The organism is Nevskia sp., from assembly GCF_023266035.1.
In the GTDB taxonomy this organism is placed as follows: Bacteria; Pseudomonadota; Gammaproteobacteria; order Nevskiales; family Nevskiaceae; genus Nevskia.
The window spans coordinates 1-20778 of record NZ_JAHFRY010000004.1; the positions used below are offsets into that span (position 1 = coordinate 1).

A 20778-nucleotide genomic window follows, 5' to 3' on the forward strand; every position below is an offset into this window, starting at 1 on the left:
CGTCGGAACATCGGTGACTTTCCGGACCCCGAACCCCTGACCAAGCTCTGGACTCCAGAGCACACGCCTGCGCCGCACTTTGCGGCAACGCCCGTGGCGGTGCGTCTGTGCAATGCCGAACAGCGGTATGAAGCAGCGGCGACTTGGCGCGAACAGTTCGGGGTTGCACTCCGAGCGCTTCTGATCGATCGCCAGGACTCGACGGCGAACCGCAAGGCTCTCTTTATCCTGCTTGCCAGCGAGATCGAAACCGCTCGCGCCTCGCTGATTGCTGCGGCACTCTGCGCCAGCGCCGCGGTGCTCGTGGTCTACCTGTTCCCGACCACGTTCGGAGATCAGTTCATGCTATTCAATCTCGCGCTGCTCGCCGTGATCGGCTTGTCTGCGGGCGTGCTGGCCATGCGCTACGAGCGCGACGCCCTGCTCAGCAACATCCTTTGCAATCGACCGGCGAAAGTCGAGTTTTCGTTCACGCTGTTCGTAGTGATCGCCCAGCCGTTCGTGCTGCTCGCCGTCGCCATCGCAGTGACCAAAATTCCGGGCGTCCTCGACTGGGGCGGCGGACTGATCGAATTGCTCATGCAAACTGTTGGCAGGCCTCAGCCCTGAAGGCCGACGGCCAGGTCGACGGCACAGCCTTTAGCGCAACACGAAATCCTTGGGTATCGGCTTGAGCGGCGGTAGCGGCTCGCCGAGCATTTCCAGCAGCGAGGCTTCGATGTTGTCGCAGATCGCTTCCAGCGCAAGGTCGTTGTCGTCGAAGCCGAACGGCGATTCCAGTTCTTCGGCAATCGCTTCCAGCGCCATGAAGGTGTAGGCGACGAACACGCCAAAGACCGGTGTGTACCAGCCGATGGTGCCGACCAGCGCGAACGGCAGCAGCGTGCAATAGAAGTAGATCGTCCGGTGGACCATCACCGAGAAGGTCAGCGGAATCGGCGTGCCGGCGATCCGTTCGCAGCCACCGACGGCGTCGCCGAGGGTGCCGAAGTTCTGCTCCATCGACGCCGACAGGATGTCCGGCAGGCTGCCGTCGCGGCGCGCGGCGTGCAGTTGATCGCCGAGCATCTGCTGGATCACCGTCGGCTTCCAGCGCGCGGCGAGCACCCGTGGCGCGTCTTCGGCGGCCAGCAGGCGGCTCATGTCGGCCGTCGCGTCGGTGCCGCGCAACTGATGGCGGAAGGCGTGGGCGTGAGCGATCAGGGTGCGCACGAAACGCTGCGCCTCGGCCGACTTCGGCGCCCACTCGGTCAGGGTCAGTGCCTGTCGGGCCAGCGCGCGGGAGGCGTTCATCGTCGAGCCCCAGAGCTTGCGGGCGTCCCAGTAGCGCTCGTGACTGACGTTGACCCGGAAGCCGAGGAAGATCGCCAGCGCCAGGCCCAGCAGGGTGAACGGCTGCAAGCTGAGTTCGATCCTTTGCAGCACTTCGGCATCGACCGACACATGCAGCACCTGCGCGAACACGCCGAGTCCGCCGATGATCGCCAGACGCGGCACCAGCTTGCGCAGCACCGAGCCGCGCCAGATCCACAGCATCCTGAACCAGTGAGGACGGGGCCGAACGATCATGCCGGGGTGCCCTTCGTCGCAGCGGTCAGCCAGGTGCGGACTGCCGCCTCGTCAAAATGGGTTTCGCAGATCACCGTGCCTTCGTCATCGAGCAGTACCGGAATGACCAGGCCGTAGCGGCCCTGCCAGCCCGGTCGGCTGTCGACATCGGCGATCAGCAATTGCTCGCGCTGGGCCGGAAACGCCGCCGTGTAGGCATCGGCGAATTCCTCGCAGAGACCGCAGCCGTCGCGACTCAACAGGGTCAGCATCATCGAACAGATATCGTCTACTTGGCCGGCACTGCGAGCGCCAGGAACAGCGGCGAGCCTTGACGCTGCACCAGCAGCGGCACGGTCTGCCCCGGCGTCAGGCGTTCGGCAACTTGGGCGTAGCGCTCGCTGCTGTCGATCTCCTGGCCGGCGATCGACAGGATCACGTCGCCCGCCAGCAGGCCGGCATCGCGGCCCGGACCGGCGGCGACCGTCACCACCCGCACGCCGCCGGAGACCACCTTCTCGCTGCGCCGCTCGATGTCGCTCAAGGTCTGCACGCTGATGCCGAGCGGCTTGCCGGTATCGGGCGGCGGCTGGACCTGCGGATCGGACGGCTTGCTTTTGCCGTCACCGTCGCCATCGGCGAGATCCTGCTCGGCAAGCTCGCCGACTTCGACCTTGACCGTCACCCGGCGGTTGTCGCGCAGCACTTCCAGAGTCACCGTTTCGCCCGGCGTCACGTCGCCGACCAGCGGTTTCAGCGTGCGCGACGTGGTGATCTCGGTGTCGTTGAACTTGACGATGATGTCGCCGGCTTTCAGGCCCGCCTGCTGCGCGGGGCTGTCCGGCAGGATGCGGGCCAGCAGCGCGCCACCCGGCTTGTCCATGCCGAATGAAGCGGCAAGCTTGCGATCGACTTCCTGCATGACGATGCCGAGCCAGCCGCGCCGCACCCGGCCGGTTTCCTTCAATGACTTGGCGACCTTGGCCGCAACATCCATCGGGATCGCGAAGGCCACGCCCTGGAAGCCGCCGTTCTGGCTGTAGATCTGCGAATTGACGCCGACCACTTCGCCTTTCAGGTTGAACAGCGGGCCACCGGAATTGCCCGGATTGACCGCCGCGTCGGTCTGGATGAACGGCACGTATTGCTCGGTATCGAGGTTGCGGCCCTTCGCCGAAATGATGCCGGCGGTCACCGTGTAATCGAAGCCGAACGGCGAGCCGATCGCCAGCACCCAGTCACCGACCCGGGTCTTGCGGCTGTCGGCGAGCTTTACCGCCGGCAGGTCTTTGGCATCGATCTTCAGCAGCGCCAGATCGCTGCGCTCGTCGCTGCCGACCAGCTCGGCCGGGAACTGGCGGCGGTCGGACAGGCGAACGACGATTTCCTTCGCGTTCTTGACCACGTGGTGGTTGGTGATGATGTAACCATCAGCCCACAGGATGAAGCCGGAGCCGAGCGACTGCTCGCCGCCGAAGCCCCCGTCCGGGCCGCCATCCGGACTGCCGAGATCCGGACCTTCCTCAGAGTCTTCGCTGTCGCTGCGGCCATCGTCCGGTGTGCTGCCGGGGGCTGCGCCATCGGCGCCTTTCCCCGGCGCCTGGTTGCCATGTTCGTCGAGGAATTTCTTCAGCCAGTCCGGCACCGGCCGGCCATCGCTACCGGCCTGGCTGGCGACCTGCTCGGGTTCTGCCGGCATGGCGCTGATGTTGACCACCGAGGGGCTGACTTTCTCGACCAGACCCGCCAGTTCCGGCAGGCCGGCGGAACGCTCGGAAGAACAGGCCGACAGCAAGACGGCGGCAGCCAAAGACAGGGACAGCACGGCGCGTGAGGGGCCGGCGACGATACGCATCTTGAAACTCCCGGAGGGAAATGCCACGTCGGCAGCGGGCCGGTCGCGAGGCAGTCAGATGAAGAAGGTTAGCTGCAGGGGGCCAGTTGAACATGGGCCACCTCGGCGCAGCAACAAGGCCCGCCATGGACCTTGCTGAACAACCGGATCGACGCGTGATTCAGTGCGGGCTGACGCCCGGCACGAGATCCGGCGGGATGATCGGCTGCGGGCCGGCAGGCGCACTGATCGACTGGTTCGGCGCGACATCGACACGCGGCAGAGCCACCACACCGGAATTGGCCGGACCCGGCAGCGGCACGCGCAAGTTGTCGCCAATCATGCGGATCGCCGAGCCCGGCACTTCGCCGACGATGGTGACGTGAAAGCTGCCGACCACGCGCCCATAGGCCTGCACCGGCCCCATGTGGGAAACGCCGCTGAGCACCTTCTCTTCGCGTGACTGCACCGTGGAAAACACCGATACCGCCGACAGGCCGTCGGACAGCAGCAAGTGCTCGACATTGCCGGCACCGCCCGGCAGCGGGCGATCGTCGTGGGATACCACCTTGAAACCGGGTGGCAATTTCGAGAACGACACCTGCGGATCACCGTGCTGGCTTGGCGCTGGCAGCTGATCGAGCTTCGGCAGGTTGCGGGTGATCAGGGTGAACTTGCGGATGTCGACTTCGGTTTCGAAGGCGTCATCGGGGATCGTTTTCGGGAACGACACTTCGGTGAACATCACCTGTTCCAGCACTTCTCCCTTCGGCCCGGTCAAGCTGACCTTGAGCGGCAGGTGTGTTTCCTGATCCGTCCACACTTCATAGCCGTAGCGGTACTCATCTTTCGGCCGCACGGTGACCCCATCGCAAAGCCGGCCCGCGATGCGGCCTTCGCCCTCGCTGCGGAATTCGTAGAACTCCTTGAGCTTTTCGACGCGCTCGGGCGTCAGCTGGGCGAGAAATCCTTTCAGACTCGGCCGCTCGACGCTCATCGCCCGGCCTTTCGGCAGGATGCAGATCAGGCGGTTGTCGATGCGCACCAGCTGCCGGGGTTCACCGGTCAGCGACACCATGCGCTCGCGCTCGCTGTCGTCCTGGAAGCGGTGATGGACGCGCAGCACTTCGAAGCGCTCATCGCCGCGATAAATCACCACGCCCTGATAGTTGCTGGTCCGCGAGGCTTCAGCAGACTGCACCAGGAGGGCACCAGGATCTATATCTGCGGCAGCGGCTGTGCTGGCACAAACGACGCCCGCGCAGAGAAGCAGGCGACGCATCAGCGACTACCGTCAGCCGGCCGATAGTCCGCAGTGCGCACCGCAAGGCGCGCGTAACCGAGCGCACCGCCCATACCGGCATCGGCACGCGAATTCGAGTGTTCCAACAGGTAGTCGTTGAGCTGACGAGCGGTTTCCTTGTCGAGCTGAGCCCAGCGCGAATCCTGCACCCCAGCTCCGCTGATCTCGCCATCGGCGCTGACCTTGACGATGTTCGGATTGACCGACGCGGTGACCTGCGAGCCACCAGCTGCAACTGCTCCATCGTCAACCGGCGTATTCAGCAGCGCGCGGCCACCCACCAGGGCGACGGCCGCAATGGATGCCGCAGCGGCCAGACCGGTGATCGGCTGCCAACGGCGGCGGGCAGCAACCCGCTGCGGCTGAACCACAGGGGCGGGCTGAGCCACCACGGCAGGACGGCGCAGCGGCACCACGCGGGGATTGACCTCGGTCTGCGCTTCGCTGGCAACGTCATTGGCAATGGCCGCCATGACGCCGGCCGCGAAGTCGAACGATGGCTTGGCCACGGCAACGCCGACCAGCGCGTCCCGGGTCAGGCACATGCGGCTCCAGCGGGCTTTCAGCGCCGGCGATCGTTCGATCGCCGCGAGCACTGCCTCCGCTTCGGCTGGCGTGCACTCACCATCCAACAAGGCTGACAGCAGTTCTTCAGACATTGCGCTCATTCCGGCCTCGGACTGCTAACTGACTGGGACATTAACCGCGGCTGAACGGAAAAGTTCCGGCAACCGAACAGCAAAATTTCTCGAGCAACACTGGCGCTGCAGACCCATCCATGCTCTGACCGCCAATTTGTCATTAGTTCATCAACGGATTGACCACCGCATCGATCGCCTCGCGTGCCCGGAAGATGCGCGAACGCACCGTCCCGATCGGGCAATCCATCGCCTCGGCGATTTCCTCGTAGCTCAAACCTTCGAGTTCGCGCAGCACGATCGCCTGGCGCAGATCCGGGGGCAGCTTGGCGATCACCTCGCCGACCTTTTCCTTGATCTCGTCCGACAGCAGCAGCGATTCCGGCGTGTCGATGTCCGACAACTGCTCGGTATGGCCGTACAGCTCGGCGTCGGCGATATCGATGTCCTGGTTCGACGGCCGGCGGCCTCTGGACACCAAGTGATTCTTCGCCGTATTGATGCCAATCCGGTACAGCCAGGTATAGAACGCACTATTCCCCTGGAAACCCTTCAGGGCCCGCCAGGCCTTGATCAGCGTTTCCTGCGCCACGTCATGGGCGTCGCCATCACCGACCAGACGGCTGACCAGCTGCACGATCTTGTGCTGGTACTTGCGCACCAGCATCTCGAACGCGCGCATGTCTCCCTGCTGCGCAAGGACAACCAGTTGTTCGTCGGTAAGGTCAGGGCTCATGCGCGGCTGGAGGATGACACGGGTGCCGCACACCCGAGCGATCGGGGAATCTGGCCAGGAATCTGGCTAAACTCCAGGACTTGTCGTGGTCGTATGACTGTCAAATTCTAGCAAGCCAGGCCCCTCTCTGCGTGAACGCCACTGATGTGCTGATCCTCGGCAGCGGCGCTGCTGGTCTGTCCGCCGCGTTGCGCCTTGCCGAGGCGGGCCACGCGGTCTGTGTCGTATCGAAGGGCACGCTGGCCAGCGGCTCGACGCTCTGGGCTCAGGGCGGTATCTCCGCCGTGCTCGACGAGGATGACTCCGTCGAGGCCCATGTCCGCGACACCCTGATCGCCGGCGCCGGCCTGTGCGACGAGGCGGCCGTGCGCTTCACCGTCGAGCGCGGCCCGGAATGCATCGCCTGGCTGGTCGATCAGGGCGTGGTGTTCACCCATGCGGATGGCGAATTGAGGGGCCAGCGTCTGCACCTGACCCGCGAAGGCGGCCACAGCCATCGCCGAGTCGTCCACGCCGCCGATGCCACCGGCCACGCCGTCGAAACCACCCTTGCCTCGCTGGCCGAAGCGCACCCGCTGATCACCGTCCGCGAACGCAGCGTCGCCGTCGACCTGATCGTCGACAAGGCCGCCAGGCGCGTCCACGGCGCCTACCTTTATGACCGCAAGAGCAAGGCGATCGACGCTGTGCCGGCGAAAGCCGTGATCGTCGCCACCGGCGGCGCCAATCAGGTCTACCTGTATTCGTCGAACCCGTTCGGCGCCAGCGGCGACGGCATCGCGATGGCCTGGCGTGCTGGCTGCCGGGTGTCGAACATGGAATTCATGCAGTTCCACCCGACCACGCTCTACCACGGCGATTCGCGCTCCTTCCTGATCTCCGAGGCACTGCGCGGCGAAGGCGCGACCCTGCACGTGCCGAATCCGGACGGCTCGGTCGGCGAACGCTTCATGCCGCGCTTCGACGAACGCGGCGAACTGGCGCCACGCGATATCGTCGCCCGGGCGATCGACCACGAGATGAAGCGCCTCGGCGTCAAGCATGTCTGGCTGGACATCTCGCACAAGCCGGCCAGCTTCGTCCGCGAACATTTTCCGTCGATCCACGCCCACTGCCTGAAGCTCGGCCTGGACATCACCACGCAGCCGATTCCGGTGGTGCCGTCGGCACACTTCACCTGCGGCGGCATCGTCACCGATCTCGACGCCCGTACCGATATCACCGGCCTCTACGCGACCGGCGAATGCGCCAGCACCGGCCTGCACGGTGCCAACCGTCTGGCCTCGAACTCGCTGCTCGAATGCCTGGTGTTCGCCGAAGCGGCGGCCGCCGATCTGATCCGCGCGCTGCCGGCGATGCCGATGCCGCCGCCGCTGAAACCCTGGGACGAATCACGGGTCTCGGACTCCGATGAAGACGTCGTGGTCAGCCACAACTGGCTGGAACTGCGCACCTTCATGTGGGACTACGTCGGCATCGTCCGCACCACCAAGCGCCTGCTGCGCGCGCGCCACCGCGTGCAGTTGCTGAAGCGCGAGATCATCGAGTTCTACCAGCACTATCGTGTCGGCCATCACCTGATCGAATTGCGCAATCTGGTGACCGTCGCCGAGCTGATCGTCGACTCCGCGCTCGCCCGCCAGGAAAGCCGCGGCCTGCATTACACGCTCGACTATCCGGCCACCGATGCGGTGGCGTCGGCTACCGTACTGACGCCCTGACATGGTCGCCGCACTGCTGCTTTGCGGCGGTGCGGGCAGCCGCCTCGGCGGCGTCGACAAGCCGCTGCAACCACTGGCCGGCCGGCTGCTGATCGAAAGAGTGCTCGAACGGATCGCACCGCAGGCCGGCGACATCCTGATCAGCGCCAACCGCAATCTTGCGCAGTACGCGGCCTATGGCCTGCCGGTGGTCGACGATGGCGCTTACGCCCACTGCGGCCCGCTGGCCGGACTTGCCGCGGGACTCGCCGCTGCCACTGGCGAAGATCTGCTCTGCGTGCCCGGCGATGCGCCCTTGCTGCCCGACGATCTCGCCGCCCGCCTCGATGCCACGCGCCGATCCGGCAAGGCATCGATCGCTTACGCCGACGACGGCCACGGCCCGCAGCCGCTGTGCTGTCTGGTGCCGCGCGCGCTGCTCGATGATCTGCGCACCTATCTCGCCGCCGGCGGCCGCACGCCGCGCGAATGGTTTGCTCGCCATGCAACGGCGATCGCCGCGTTCCCGGAATGGCCGCGCTGGGCCTGGAGCGCCAACACGCCGGAGGAATGGCAGGACGCCGAACTGCGTCTGGCCGATACCCTCGACAGCGGCCTCTGAACCAGGACAACAACCATGATCCCGCTCGAAGACGCCCTCGCCGCCTATGGCCGTACCCTGCGTCCGCTGCCAGCGGAAAAGGTGTCGACACTGAACGCACTCGGCGCCGTGCTGGCCGAGGCTGCGATGGCACAGACCGATCTGCCGCGCTTTGCCCAGAGCGCGCTCGATGGCTATGCGCTGCGCTCGGCCGATGTCGCTGCGGCGACGCCAGCCCATCCGGTCCGGCTGCCGATCACGCTGCAGGTCGCCGCCAGCGCACAGCCGGTGCTGCCGGAACTGCCAGCGGCCAGCGCGGCACGCATCTTCACCGGCGCGATGATGCCGCGCGGCGCCGACGCGATGATTGCCCAGGAGCGCGCCACGCGGGATGGCGACGGGCTGGTCTTCACCGCGCCGTTCGGCGCCGGCCGCAACGTTCGCCTGCAAGCTGAAGAACTGGCCAAGGGCACTGTGCTTGCCCATGCCGGCAGCCGCATCGGACCCGGCCTGCTCGCGTCGCTGGTCAACGCCGAAGTGCAGACCGTATGCGTGCATCGCCGCCCGCGCATCCGCGTGTTCGTCACCGGCGATGAAGTACGCCCGGCGGGCAGCGCGTTGAAGCCCGGCGAGATCCACGATTCCAATGGCCCGCTGATCGCCGCCCTGCTGCGCAGCTGGGGTTACCAAGCACCGGCCGCCGAGCATCTGCCGGACGATCCGGCCGCCGTTCGCGCCGCACTCGCGAAAGCTTTCGAAGAGGCCGATCTGGTCATCACCGCCGGCGGCGCTTCGGTCGGCGACAAGGATTTCCTGCCGGCCGCTGCCGAATCACTGGGCGTGCAGAGAGTGTTCTGGAAAGTCGCCCAGAAACCGGCCAAGCCGATGTTCTTCGGCATCCGCGAAGACGCCGCGCAGCAGCGGGTGATGCTGGCGCTGCCCGGCAATCCCGGCGCGGTGCTGATCGGCATGGTGCTGCATGCGCGTCTGGTGCTCGGCCATCTCGACGGCCAGCCGCTGCCGGATCTCGGCTGGACGGCGGGCGTCGTCGATCTGGAAGTCGAACGCGACGAGGAGCGCGCCCGCCTGGTCCGCATGGGCTTGCGCCACGATGCGCAGGGCGTCGCCCGTCTGAATCCGCTGCCGCATCAGGATTCGCACATGCTCAGCAATATCGGCCGTGCCGATGTGCTGGTGTGGGTTGAGTCCGGCGACGAGAAGGTTCCGGCGGGATCGGTGCTGCGCTGGATTGCGCTACCGGAGTAGGCCAGCAACTCCCTCCCCCGTTTACGGGGGAGGGAGCCAAGCAGCTTCAGTGCGCTACCGCTTCATCGCCATGCACCGGCTCCGGCTCGCGCGCCTTGACGCCCGAGTACTTGGCGCAGCCGTAGAGAATCGCCGCGACGCCGAGATAGGCGATCGCCACCGCGGGTGTCTTGGCGATGCCGATCGCTTCGCTGTGCATGAAACCGAAGAAGGTCATCACCGCGCCGGCCAGCGAGAACATCGCGGCCTTGGCGAAGGTGCGATCGATCAGGCAGGCGGTCATGCCGGCGAGGATCAGGCTGGTCAGGATCGCGCCGCTGCCGAGGATTTCCAGGCCGTGATAGAGCACGCCGGTGCCGGCCAGCTTGTCGAGGCCCACCGTCGCCGCATTGGTGCCGGCAGCACCCAGCGCGTTGTCGATCATCAGCTTGCCCCAGCCGGCGACCTGGGGAATCAGCGAGATGATCACCGCCGGCGCATGGCTGCGCGGCGTTTCCTGGAACGCTTGAGCGCCGATCAGCATGCCGATGTAGAGCAGGATCGGCGAGATCGCCACCAGCGGAATCAGCGCGCTCATCAAGGCCAGGATGCCGAACCAGCTGAGCACCAGCACCATGACGCCGGTCGCCGCCGAATAGCCGAGCCGGCCGCCGATCGCCTTCCAGCCCGGATGGCCGATGTACACCGCGTTGATGAACGGATTGCCGAGGCAGCAGCCGATCAGGCTGATGACGCCATCGGCGGTGATCACCCGCGTGGTCGGAAACTTGTCGCCGCCGGCTTCGGCGGATTCGACGTTGTCCATCGCTTCGACGAGATCGTAGATGCCGAACGGAATCGCGGTGACCAGGATCACGGCGATGAACTGGAAGCCGGAGAAGATGTGGCCGAACACCGGCAGCGGCACCGAGAAGCCGAAGCTGGCGAAGGAATCGCCGAGCTTGGCGACACTCATGCCGCCGAAGTTGAAGCCGAACGCCAGGCCGCCCCAGGCGATCAGCGAGCCGACCGCGATCGCGATCAATCCCGCCGGCAGGCCCTTGAAGTAGCGCACGCCGCCGAACCAGCTGGCCAGCAGGATCGCGAAGCAGACGATGCCGATCACCGGGTCGGTGTACATCTCCAGCGCCGGGCGCATCGAGATGAAAGCGATCGAGACGCCGGCCAGCGCGCCGAGCAAGGCTGCGCGCGGCGTGATCATCTTGATGTACGGCGCGATGTAGCCACCGGCCATCAGCACGAAGCTCTGCACGAACACCCAGGTCAGGCCCGCTTCCCAGCCCTTGATCGGATCGCCGGTCAATGAGGCGATCGGCAGCATGATCACGAACACCACCACGAACATGTGCGGCACGCTGATGCCCGAAGGCAGCGCGCAGACCGTGTTGCGGCCTTCCTTCTTGGCCAGGCCGTAACCGAGCCAGGCGTAGTACATCGTCGACAGGAACAGCATCAGGCCGGTGGCCGGCAGGATGCGGCCGAAGATCAGCTCGTCCGGCAGCTTCAGCACATAGCGCAGGAGTGCTGTAAGCGTCAGCATGTTGACCAGGATGTTGGTGCCGAAGCCGAAGAACGCGTTCCAGTCACCCGGAACCCAGAGTGCGGGCTTGAAGCTGGATGGTGTCGCGGTGCTTGCCATGTCGATGCCCTCGTGTTGCTTGTTGAGCCCCAAAAAACAGCCTGGAATCAGATGGAAATCAGATCGGTTTGAGTGCCGCGATCAGCGTGTCCGAGCGCCCCACCCAGCCGAAGATGCCGCCCTGCGCCTTGATCATCCGCAGGCCGTAATCCTGGAATTCGGGGTAGTAGCTGCCGACGCAGTCTTCCGGCACGTAGCAGTCGTAACCACGATCGTTCGCTTCGCGGACCGTTGTGTTGACGCAGACCTCGGTGGTGACGCCGGTGACCACCAGTTGCTTGATGCCCTTGTGCTGGAGGATCGCGTGCAGGTCGGTCGCCCAGAACGCGCCCTTGCCGGGCTTGTCGATCACCGGTTCGCCGGGCAGCGGATACAGCTCGGAAATGATGTCCTGCCCCGCTTCGCCGCGAATCAGGATTCGCCCCATCGGGCCGCTGTCGCCGATGCTTTGCGCGGCACGGCCACGAATCTTCTTGCACGGCGGCAGATCGGCCAGATCGGCCCGATGGCCTTCGCGGGTGTGCATTGCCAGCAGCCCGGCTTCACGCCAGGCGGCGAGCAGCCGGCGGTTCGGCTCGATGGTTCGCCGTAGCTGCGAAACATCATTGCCCAGCATTTCGCCGAAGCCGCCGGGCTCGAGGAAATCCCGCTGCATGTCGATGATCAGCAGCGCGCACACCGCCGGGTCGAACAGGAACGGATACGGCTCGGCGGCGATTTCGATGGCTTCGGTGTTCATGGACGATCGCCTCGCAAAAGTCGGGGCAGGAGCGCGGCTAGAAGCCGAAACCGAAGCCGGCGAACGGCACGATCACATTGCGGTAGCCCTTTGGCGAGTTGACCGTCAGCGCCTGCGCGTCGACCAGCGAGCCGTTCAGCACGTTGTAGTACTGCACGCCGGTGTTGAACGACCAGGAACCGTACTGCGGGCCGATCGCGGTGATCGGAATCGAGGCTTTCAGGCCGGTGGAGAACACACCGAAGTTGCTGTCGGCACAGCCACGGCCCTTGATGCTCGCCGCGAACTGCGCCGCGCCGGCATTCGAATCGCACCAGTAGCTCGACGGGCCGACGGTGATCCAGGTCGGTGCGGAAATGGTCACGCCGGATGACTTGAAGGTGTAGCTCGGCGCCGCACCGATCTCGACATCGAAGGTATCGCCGCGACGGCCGAGCACCACGGTGGAATCGCCGCCGACCGCCCAGAACACTTTCAGGTACGGGTTCAGCGAGTACGGGTCCTTGTAGTTGAAGCTGAACTCGACGTTGTGCTCGGTCTGGAAGGCATCCGGCGGGCTCAGGAAGACCACGTAGCTGACGCCCAGCTTCAGGTTTTGGGTCGCCTGCCAGTTGAGGCCGACGAAGTAATCGAACTCGTTCCAGGCGCCGGTCTTGGACGGCCCGACATACTTGGCCGGATCGGAATTGATGTCGTTCCAGGCGCCGACGACGATCGAGGTATTGCCCGGCGTCAGGAACACCAGGCCGCCGAGTATCTGCGTGGTCACACCCTGATTGGTCACCAGCAGACCACGCGGCGTGATGTAGTCGTTCTTGAACGTCATGTCGCCGAAGCCATGGATCGCCGATCCCGGCGCGGCATCGGCCGCCTGTGTTGTCAGCGAAGCCAAAGCCAGCAAGCCAACCGCCAGTACCGCTACTGCTCCCCGAATCTGTCTGCGCATCGCGTGCCCCCGAATAGCCCGTTTCAATGGATGAACCGGCTCTGCGTTGCCCGCCATCTGACGATGCGCCGTCAGCAGCCGCCTCCCCTCCGAGGCCAGGCAACATCGATTGCCGATGTTGAATTCTTATTTGTATGCAAGTTTGTATTTTTCCTAGAGCACAGCTCGTGCCAAGTGCGGCGCGCTGCGTCGCACTAGAGATTTGATGAGGGGAGGGACTGAAATACTGGCCCGCTGCAATCGGCCAGAAGCCTTGGCTGATCAGCTAGTTAGCCTCTCTCCACCGGGAGAGGCCGAACGTATACGTTCGGGGGTGAGGGGCGCAGCAAAATGAGGCGGCGGCTTCATTCAGGGAGAGCAGTCCCTCACCCAACCCTCTCCCGGAGGGTGAGGGCTTTCAAGCAGGCCGACCTATGAGTGCGCAGGCCGCTCCGCGCTGGTGCGGCCGCTGCACGCTGGCGCACGTCGGCGCCGCGAATTCGAACAATGAACAAGCCTGCTACCTGGCCGACGCCATCTCGCTGCCACGCTGCATCGCGCCGCGGGCCTCGTGGAGCATGTGCAAGGTGATCTTGCGGACTTCGTTCTTGCTCTGGGTGATGTGCGAGCGCAGCAGGATCGCGGCCTCGGTGCTCTTGCGGCGCAGGATCAGGCGCAGGATCTTGGCGTGCTCGTCGTAAGTCGCCGAGATGCGGTTGTCCTTGAGGAAATCGAGCCGGCGGATGATGCGGATCTTCTCGGTCAGCTCCCGGTGCACGCGCAGCATCTCGCGATTGCCGGCAGCTTCCACCAGGGTGCAGTGGAAGGCTTCGTCGAGCGCGGCCATCTTGTGCGAATCGGTTTCGCGCTGATCCTCAGGCACCAGCCAGATCGCCTTCAGGCCGGCGAGCGGCTGTTCGCCTTCCACCTGACAAAGCCGTTCGACTGCAGTCTCCTCAAGCATGATCCGCAGGTCATAAAGTTCGTCGAAGCGCTCGAAATCGAAGGGCACCACGCTCCAGCCGCTGCGATAGCCCACTTCCAGATAACCCTCGCGACGCAGGCGGTACAGCGCATCGCGGACCGGCGTGCGCGAGACGCCGAGGCGCAGCGACAGATCGGTTTCGGTGAAGCGATCGCCCGGCAGCAAGTGGAAATCGAAGATTTCGTCCTTGATCCGGATGTAGACCTGTTCGGCCAGTGGATTGGCGGGCTGCTGCGCCATATTCGTGCAGGTTCGGGAAGCGGGGTTGGCCGCAGTCTAGCTTGGCAAGAGAGCCACGGGATTCAGCAGGCTGACGTGCGCCGCGACGATCCGCCAGGCGCCGGCGATGCGCACCCAGGTCTGGGTCTGGCGGCCGATCAGTGCGGTATCCGGCGCCAGGAATTCGCAGCAGGCGCTGCCGGCGTCCTCGCCGAAGCTGCGGATCACGATATTGCGCAAGATAACGGCGAATCGCCTCGATGCCGTAGCCGAGTTCGGCGACGCCGTAACGCACCGTCTGCGTATCGTCATCGAAGAAGGCATCGAGCGCCGCGACATCGTGGCGCAGCAGCGCGGCTTCGTAGGCATTGAATGCGGCGCGCAGCGATGCCAGCACCTCGGGACGGTTGATCGAATCGGATTCCATGAAGAGAAGGATGCCGGTGGCAGCCTTGAACTGCCAGCATGAATCTGCGAACCGAACGTCTTATCCCAGCGCCGCCAGGAACGCCGACGAAGTGGCCACCGCCCCGAACACGCCGCCCTGCATCTTGACCATCTTCAGTGCCGCCAGATGATTGCCGTGATCGGTGGCGCCGCAGCAGTCCTCGATCAGGATGCATTCGAAGCCACGGTCATTGCCTTCACGCATCGTCGTGTGCACGCAGACATCGGTGGTGATGCCGGTCAGCACGATGTTGACGATGCCCTGGGTGCGCAGGATCAGTTCGAGATCGGTGGCGCAGAAGCTGCCCTTGCCCGGCTTGTCGAGCACGATCTCGCCCGGTTCCGGATACAGCTCCGGGATGATGTCCCAGCCCGGTTCGCCGCGGACCAGGATCTTGCCGCAGGGGCCGGGATCGCCGATGCCGGCGCCCATCTGCCGCGAACGCCAGCGCTTGTTGGCCGGCAGGTCGGACAGATCCGGCCGGTGACCTTCGCGGGTGTGGATGATGGTGAAGCCGAGCGTGCGCATCCGGGTCAGCAGCGTCTTGATCGGCGCGATCGGCGCGCGGGTCAGCGACAGGTCATAACCCATGCTGTCGACATAGCCGCCGATGCCGCAGAAATCGGTCTGCATGTCGATGACGATCAGCGCCGTGTTAGCCGGCGTGAAGTCGCCGTTCCAGGGCCAGGCGTAGGGTTCGGCGGCAACGGTCTGGAAAGTCATGGGGCTTACGTCTCTGTTGATGGTGAGTTCAAGCGGCGCGGTTGGTCGCGCCATTCGCAGCGAGATAGCGGCGCCAACCGCCGTGATGGGTGATGTCGACCGCGCCGCGCACTGCCATCGGTTCGCAGATGAAGCCCTTGACCCAGCGGCCATCGGCCAGTTCGAGCGAACCGATGCCGAGCGGCGCGCCGACCTGGGCCATCAGCCGGCCGAACTGCCGCTGCGGCATCTCCCAGACCTCGACCTCGATCGCCTCGCCTTCCTCGTCGACGCGCACCAGCCCGGGCTTGGCCGGTGTGGTGTTGGCCAGTGCGTACAGGCGATAGCGCGACGCGGTACGGGTCAGTGCGATGCAACGTGCACCGCATTCGATCAGCTGCCAGTTCAACGGTTGACCGGCAAGATGCGCGCCGACCACGGCAACCGAAATTGTCGGCTCCGCGAACGGCAGCGGATCGGCCGCAAGACGCGGCGCCGCGCCGGCCGGCTGATCACCGAACGCCTGCTGCAAACGCAGCGCCAGCACCGCCAGCCGATGGTCGCTGCCGGCCGGGCCGATCAGGGTCAGACCGAACGGCAGGCCATCGGCGCGCGCCGCCGCCGGAATCGCGATCGCGGCGAGATCGAGCAGATTGACGAAGTTCGTGTAGTAGCCGAGCTGGCTGTTGCGGCCGATCGGATCGGCCTGCACCTCGGCGATGCGCGGATGAGTGGGCGCCGTCGGCACCAGCAAGGCGTCGATGCCGTCGAACATCCGCACCGCCGCAGCGCGATAGCCGGCCATGCGGTACGAGGCCGCGAACAGGTCCTCGGCACTGAACGTCGCGCCGTCGGCAATGACACTGCGGACCACCGGGTCGATCGCGTCCGGCTGCGTCTGCAGCAAGTCGCCGATGGCCAGCCGTCGCTCGGCGATCCACGGGCCTTGATAAAGGAGTTCGGCGGCAGCGGTCAGCGGACTCAGATCGAGATCGATCTGGCCGATCGCGGTATCGCTGCGCAGCGCGACGAGCGCCTTTTCATACGCCGCAACCGCTTGAGCATCGGCAAAGAATTCCGGATTGGCATCGAAACCGATGCGCACGCCACGCGGCAAGGGCGCGGCCATCGGCAAGCTGCGCGAGCGCGAGTCGTCGGCATCCGGCCCGGCGATCACCGCCAGCACCTGCCAGGCATCGGCGACGCTGCTCGCGAACACCGACACGCAATCGAGACTGCGACAGGCCGGCACGACGCCGGCCGTCGACACCAGGCCGATGCTCGGCTTCAGGCCGACGATGCCATTGAAGCCGGCCGGCACCCGGCCGGAGCCGGCGGTATCGGTGCCGAGCGCGAATACCGCCAGGCCGAGCGCAACCGCGACCGCCGAACCGGAGCTCGATCCGCCCGATACGTATTCAGGATCGACCGCATTGCGCACCACGCCGTATGGCGAGCGAGTGCCGACCAGGCCGGTCGCGAACTGGTCGAGATTGGTCTTGCCGACATACAGCGCACCGGCCGCGAGCAGGCGTTCGACGGCGGTCGCCGAGCGCTCGGGCGTGTAGGCGAATGCGGGACAGGCGGCCGTGGTCGGCACGCCGGCTACGTCGATGTTGTCCTTGACCGCGAACGGCAGGCCGAACAGCGGCAGGCGATCCAGAATCGCCGCGCCGTGTTCGGCCAGCAGAGCATCGAGCCGCGCGGCTTCGGCCAGCAGCGCCTCGTCAGACGGCTGCGAAATCCAGATTTCGGGACGGGCCAGGGTTTCGCGTGCAGCCAGCAGGCGCTGGCTCAGCGCAACAATGCTCAGCGTGCCGGCACGCAGCTCGGCGTGCAGCATCGCGGCCGAAAGCTGAGGGGAAGTCGGAATGTCGTTGACTGCGTCTAGTGCCACGATCGCCTGCCGGTGATTTTGTATACAAGTAAGCGTACATGACCTCGCAAGCCATGTGCCAAACCGGAAAAATCGATGTCTGAAGAAGCGTTCGTCGGGTCGCAGGCAGGGGAAGCGCCGCCGGCTACGTCATCTGACGTACTCAGCTGCCTCTTCCGGGGCTCGGTTCTTGCGCCCGTAATCGGGCCATGAGCCCCTCCCCGACCACTTCGCCATCCACCACCAGTGCAGCACCGCAGGAGCAGCGGATCATCAAGATCCGTCGCGACTACAACACCTGGGTGGCCAACGAAACCCTGGAGGACTACGCGCTGCGCTTCACCGCGCGCTCGGCGCGCAAGTGGAGCGAGTTCCGGGTTGCCAATACCGCTTTCGGTGCGATCTCCTTCCTGCTGCTGGAAGCGATCGGCGGCTCCTTGCTGGTGTCTTACGGTTTCACCAATACCGTCTGGGCGATCGCCGCGGTGTCGATGGTGATCTTCCTGACCGGCCTGCCGATCAGCTGGTACGCCGCCAAGTACGGCGTCGACATGGACCTGCTGACCCGCGGCGCCGGCTTCGGCTACATCGGCTCGACGATCACCTCGCTGATCTACGCCTCGTTCACCTTCCTGTTCTTCGCGCTCGAAGCGACGATCATGGCGCTGGCCCTGAAGCTCTGTTTCGGCATACCGCTGACGCCGGCCTATCTGATCTGTGCGCTGGTGGTGATCCCGCTGGTGACCCACGGCATCACCCTGATTTCGCGCCTGCAGGCCTGGACCCAGCCGCTGTGGCTGGTGCTGCTGGTGCTGCCGTTCATCTTCGTGATGGTCAAGGCGCCGGAGCTGGCTCGCGAGCTGCCCGATTTCGCTGCACCAGGCGGGAGCACGGCGTTTTCGCTGATCCAGTTTGGTGCGGCCGCCAGCGTGCTGATGGCGATGATCACGCAGATCGGCGAGCAGGTGGATTTCCTGCGCTTCCTGCCGGAGAAGACCCAGCACAACCGCAAGCGCTGGATGGCCTCGCTGATCTTCGCCGGCCCGGGCTGGATCGGCATGGGCGCCATCCGCCTGATCGGCGGCGCCTTCCTCGCCTTCATCGCGCTGCGCGCCGGCGTGCCTCAGGCCAATGCCCTGGAGCCGACCGAGATGTATCGCATCGGCTTCGGCTACGTGTTCGATTCACCGGCCGTCGCGCTCGGCGCGATGACCCTGCTGGTAGTGCTGTCGCAGCTGAAGATCAACGTCACCAACGCCTACGCCGGCTCGCTGGCCTGGTCGAACTTCTTCGCCCGCGTCACCCACAGCCATCCGGGCCGGGTGGTCTGGGTGGTGTTCAATGTCGCGATCGCGCTGATCCTGATGCAGCTCGGCGTGTTCAAGGCGCTGGAACAGGTGCTGGGGCTCTATTCCAATGTCGCCATCGCCTGGGTCGGCGCGATCGTCGCCGATCTGGTCATCAACAAGCCGCTGGGCTTGAGCCCGCCGGGCATCGAGTTCAAGCGCGCGCATCTGTACGACATCAACCCGGTCGGCGTCGGCAGCATGCTGATCGCATCGGTGCTGTCGATCACCGCGTTCACCGGCGTGTTCGGGCCGCTCGCGCAAGCGTTCTCCTCGTTCATCGCCCTGGTCACCGCCTTTGTCTGCGCACCTTTGATCGCCTACGCGACCCAAGGCCGCTACTACCTCGCCCGCCAGCCGGACGCGTCGCTGAAAGCTGCCGCCGAACACCGCTGCGTGATCTGCGAGAAGGTTTACGAACGCGAGGACATGGCGCTGTGCCCGGCTTATCGCGGCAACATCTGCTCGCTGTGCTGCTCGCTCGACGCCCGCTGCCATGACGCCTGCAAGCCCGGCGCAAGCCTGCGCGAGCAGATCGCCGCGACCTTGGCCAAGCTGCTGCCGAAGGTCGTCTCGGCGCGGCTGGATTCGCGGCTCGGCCACTATCTGCTGCTGCTGACCATCGTCACCGGCGTACTGACCGGCGCGCTGGCGCTGATCTGGGTGCAGGAATCCTCGCTGCTGGTGGCCAGCAATCTGGCCTTGCACGAAGCACTGGGTTCCGGCTTCCTGAAGCTGTACGCGGTGCTGGTGGTGATCGCCGCCGTGCTTTGCTGGTGGCTGGTGCTCAACGGCGAAAGCCGGCGCGTCGCCCAGGAAGAATCGAACCGCCAGACCTCGCTGCTGATGCACGAGATCGATGCCCATCGCAAGACCGACATCGAACTGCAGGCCGCCAAGCTCGCCGCCGATCGCGCCAACCAGGCCAAGAGCCGTTACGTCACCGGCATCAGCCACGAGCTGCGCACGCCGCTGAACTCGATCCTCGGCTACGCCGAAATGCTCGATCACGATCCCTCGATTCCGGTGCACCGCCGCGATGCCGTCGCGGTGATCCGCCGCAGCGGCGATCACCTGCTGTCGCTGGTCGATGGCCTGCTCGACATCGCCCGCATCGAAAGCGGCAAGCTGGCGCTGGAGATCGACGAGCTGCGCTTCCCGGAATTCCTCAACCAGACGGTCGGCATGTTCCGGCTGCAGGCGCACAACAAGGGCATCAACTTCGCGTACGACGAGCAGGGCAAGGTGCCGGCCGTGGTTCGTGCCGACAAGAAGCGCCTGGGCCAGATCCTGATCAACATCGTCGGCAACGCGGTCAAGTTCACCGAAGCCGGCGGCGTCAACTTCCGGCTGCGCTGGCGCGGCGACATCGCCACCTTCGAAGTGCGCGACTCCGGCATCGGCATTCCGGCCGACGAGATCGAGCGCATTTTCCAGCCGTTCGAGCGCGGCAGCATGGCTTCGGCGCGTGGCGAGACCGGCACCGGCTTAGGGTTGACGATCGCCAAGATGCTGACCAGCTTGATGGGCGGCGAGATGACGGTGGAATCGACGCCCGGCACCGGCAGCCGTTTCGAGATCCGCCTGTTCCTGCCCGAAGTGCGCGAGCCGCGCGCGGCATTGCCGGCGACCATGCCGGAGATCAACGGCTATGCCGGCCCGCGCCGGAAGATCCTGGTGGTCGACAACGAAGCCGTCGATCGCCGCTTCCTGTTCAACGTGCTGGAACCGCTCGGTTTCGAGCTCAGCGAAGCGGCTTCCGGGATAGAGGCGCTGCGCATGGTGCCGCACGTGCGGCCCGATCTGGTGCTGCTCGACATCGGCATGCCGGGCATCGATGGCTGGGAAACCGCGCGCCTGCTGAGGGCTCATCATGAGAGCCGTGGCGAGCCGCAGTTGCCGATCATCGTCATCTCGGCCGATGCTTTCGAGTCCGGGAGAGACGCTGGCGCCGGCATCGCGCCGCGCGACTATCTGCTCAAGCCGGTCAGCGTCACCACCCTGCTCGGCCGCATTCGGGCCGCGCTGAATCTGGTCTGGATCGCCGGCGCGCCGAACATCGACGGCAACGAGCCGCCGCTGCCCGAACACCTGGTGCAACCGTTGCGCGATCTCGGTGCGCTCGGCCATGTGCGCGGCATCCTCGACAAGCTCGACGAGATCGATCGCATCGACACCCGCTACCGCCAGCAGACCGAACGCCTGCGCAACTCGGTGAAAGCCTTCCAGCTCAGCGACTACCTGCGCGCGCTGGGCGCGGAAGCGAAATGAAG

The 20778-nt window shown here is 65.5% G+C and carries 17 protein-coding genes and 1 pseudogene; 5 read left to right on the forward strand and 13 right to left on the reverse strand.

Translation table 11 applies throughout. The features are described 5' to 3' along the window. A partial coding sequence (locus Q0D45_RS00450; RefSeq protein ID WP_293387164.1) for a hypothetical protein occupies positions 1-609 on the forward strand: 609 nt, incomplete at its 5' end. A 30-nt stretch (positions 610-639) separates the two neighbouring features. Here Q0D45_RS00450 and Q0D45_RS00455 read toward each other — a convergent pair. From Q0D45_RS00455 to rpoE, 6 genes are all read right to left on the reverse strand, one after another. Beyond that, a complete protein-coding gene (locus tag Q0D45_RS00455) occupies positions 640-1569 on the reverse strand; it encodes a bestrophin family ion channel (RefSeq protein WP_366946293.1) in 930 nt (309 codons plus the stop codon). Next, complete coding sequence (locus Q0D45_RS00460) at positions 1566-1823, reverse strand: glutaredoxin family protein (protein ID WP_293387168.1); 258 nt, start codon at positions 1821-1823, stop codon at positions 1566-1568. Before Q0D45_RS00460 ends, Q0D45_RS00455 begins: the two co-directional genes overlap by 4 nt. Before the next feature lie 14 nt (positions 1824-1837). Continuing rightward, entirely contained in the window at positions 1838-3403 is a 1566-nt protein-coding gene (locus Q0D45_RS00465; RefSeq protein ID WP_293387170.1) for a Do family serine endopeptidase, read from the reverse strand. 160 nt (positions 3404-3563) lie between these two features. Next, on the reverse strand, positions 3564-4664 hold the full coding sequence (locus Q0D45_RS00470) for a MucB/RseB C-terminal domain-containing protein (protein WP_293387172.1): 1101 nt from the start codon (positions 4662-4664) through the stop codon (positions 3564-3566). Further along, the gene (locus Q0D45_RS00475) at positions 4664-5344 is read right to left on the reverse strand and encodes a sigma-E factor negative regulatory protein (RefSeq protein WP_293387174.1); all 681 of its coding nucleotides are present in this window, start codon (positions 5342-5344) and stop codon (positions 4664-4666) included. Before Q0D45_RS00475 ends, Q0D45_RS00470 begins: the two co-directional genes overlap by 1 nt. Positions 5345-5486: 142 nt before the next feature. Further along, positions 5487-6059, reverse strand: a complete 573-nt coding sequence (rpoE, locus tag Q0D45_RS00480; RefSeq protein ID WP_028475816.1) for an RNA polymerase sigma factor RpoE — start codon at positions 6057-6059, stop codon at positions 5487-5489. Positions 6060-6190: 131 nt separating this feature from the next. Between rpoE and nadB the strand changes: the two genes are divergently transcribed. Genes nadB through Q0D45_RS00495 form a run of 3 tightly spaced genes read left to right on the forward strand, consistent with a single transcriptional unit; the run spans position 6191 to position 9626 of the window. Next, a complete protein-coding gene (nadB, locus tag Q0D45_RS00485) occupies positions 6191-7780 on the forward strand; it encodes an L-aspartate oxidase (RefSeq protein ID WP_293387179.1) in 1590 nt (529 codons plus the stop codon). Between the two features lies 1 nt (position 7781). Continuing rightward, complete coding sequence (gene mobA, locus Q0D45_RS00490) at positions 7782-8381, forward strand: molybdenum cofactor guanylyltransferase MobA (protein WP_293387181.1); 600 nt, start codon at positions 7782-7784, stop codon at positions 8379-8381. Between the two features lie 15 nt (positions 8382-8396). Continuing rightward, positions 8397-9626, forward strand: a complete 1230-nt coding sequence (locus Q0D45_RS00495; protein WP_293387183.1) for a molybdopterin molybdotransferase MoeA — start codon at positions 8397-8399, stop codon at positions 9624-9626. Between the two features lie 46 nt (positions 9627-9672). Here the strand turns inward: Q0D45_RS00495 and Q0D45_RS00500 are convergent, their stop codons facing one another. The 7 genes and pseudogenes from Q0D45_RS00500 to atzF form a co-directional block, all read right to left on the reverse strand. Further along, complete coding sequence (locus Q0D45_RS00500; protein WP_293387185.1) at positions 9673-11265, reverse strand: regulator; 1593 nt, start codon at positions 11263-11265, stop codon at positions 9673-9675. A 58-nt stretch (positions 11266-11323) separates the two neighbouring features. Further along, positions 11324-12004 carry a cysteine hydrolase gene (locus Q0D45_RS00505; protein ID WP_293387186.1) on the reverse strand — a complete coding sequence of 227 codons (681 nt, stop codon included), beginning with the start codon at positions 12002-12004 and terminating at the stop codon, positions 11324-11326. Between the two features lie 37 nt (positions 12005-12041). After that, complete coding sequence (locus tag Q0D45_RS00510) at positions 12042-12950, reverse strand: hypothetical protein (protein WP_293387188.1); 909 nt, start codon at positions 12948-12950, stop codon at positions 12042-12044. A gap of 499 nt (positions 12951-13449) precedes the next feature. Further along, positions 13450-14154, reverse strand: a complete 705-nt coding sequence (locus Q0D45_RS00515; RefSeq protein WP_293387190.1) for a GntR family transcriptional regulator — start codon at positions 14152-14154, stop codon at positions 13450-13452. Positions 14155-14274: 120 nt separating this feature from the next. Continuing rightward, positions 14275-14560: pseudogene (locus Q0D45_RS21550) on the reverse strand (AtzH-like domain-containing protein); the annotation flags it as partial. 60 nt (positions 14561-14620) lie between these two features. Beyond that, positions 14621-15304 carry an isochorismatase family cysteine hydrolase gene (locus Q0D45_RS00530; RefSeq protein ID WP_293387196.1) on the reverse strand — a complete coding sequence of 228 codons (684 nt, stop codon included), beginning with the start codon at positions 15302-15304 and terminating at the stop codon, positions 14621-14623. A 28-nt stretch (positions 15305-15332) separates the two neighbouring features. Continuing rightward, positions 15333-17180: an allophanate hydrolase gene (gene atzF, locus Q0D45_RS00535; protein ID WP_293387198.1), complete on the reverse strand. Its 1848-nt coding sequence runs from the start codon at positions 17178-17180 to the stop codon at positions 15333-15335. 188 nt (positions 17181-17368) lie between these two features. On the opposite strand from atzF, the gene Q0D45_RS00540 reads away from it, so the two are divergent. Then, a complete protein-coding gene (locus Q0D45_RS00540) occupies positions 17369-20776 on the forward strand; it encodes an ATP-binding protein (protein ID WP_293387200.1) in 3408 nt (1135 codons plus the stop codon). The last annotated feature ends 2 nt before the right edge of the window (positions 20777-20778 follow it).

Coding starts and splice junctions, on each gene's coding strand:
- Q0D45_RS00455 (WP_366946293.1), bottom strand. CDS start 1,569: ATGATCGTTCGGCCCCGTCCTCACTGGTTCAGGATGCTGTGGATCTGG.
- Q0D45_RS00460 (WP_293387168.1), bottom strand. CDS start 1,823: ATGATGCTGACCCTGTTGAGTCGCGACGGCTGCGGTCTCTGCGAGGAA.
- Q0D45_RS00465 (WP_293387170.1), bottom strand. CDS start 3,403: ATGCGTATCGTCGCCGGCCCCTCACGCGCCGTGCTGTCCCTGTCTTTG.
- Q0D45_RS00470 (WP_293387172.1), bottom strand. CDS start 4,664: ATGCGTCGCCTGCTTCTCTGCGCGGGCGTCGTTTGTGCCAGCACAGCC.
- Q0D45_RS00475 (WP_293387174.1), bottom strand. CDS start 5,344: ATGTCTGAAGAACTGCTGTCAGCCTTGTTGGATGGTGAGTGCACGCCA.
- rpoE (WP_028475816.1), bottom strand. CDS start 6,059: ATGAGCCCTGACCTTACCGACGAACAACTGGTTGTCCTTGCGCAGCAG.
- mobA (WP_293387181.1), top strand. CDS start 7,782: ATGGTCGCCGCACTGCTGCTTTGCGGCGGTGCGGGCAGCCGCCTCGGC.
- Q0D45_RS00495 (WP_293387183.1), top strand. CDS start 8,397: ATGATCCCGCTCGAAGACGCCCTCGCCGCCTATGGCCGTACCCTGCGT.
- Q0D45_RS00500 (WP_293387185.1), bottom strand. CDS start 11,265: ATGGCAAGCACCGCGACACCATCCAGCTTCAAGCCCGCACTCTGGGTT.
- Q0D45_RS00505 (WP_293387186.1), bottom strand. CDS start 12,004: ATGAACACCGAAGCCATCGAAATCGCCGCCGAGCCGTATCCGTTCCTG.
- Q0D45_RS00510 (WP_293387188.1), bottom strand. CDS start 12,950: ATGCGCAGACAGATTCGGGGAGCAGTAGCGGTACTGGCGGTTGGCTTG.
- Q0D45_RS00515 (WP_293387190.1), bottom strand. CDS start 14,154: ATGGCGCAGCAGCCCGCCAATCCACTGGCCGAACAGGTCTACATCCGG.
- Q0D45_RS00530 (WP_293387196.1), bottom strand. CDS start 15,304: ATGACTTTCCAGACCGTTGCCGCCGAACCCTACGCCTGGCCCTGGAAC.
- Q0D45_RS00540 (WP_293387200.1), top strand. CDS start 17,369: ATGAGCCCCTCCCCGACCACTTCGCCATCCACCACCAGTGCAGCACCG.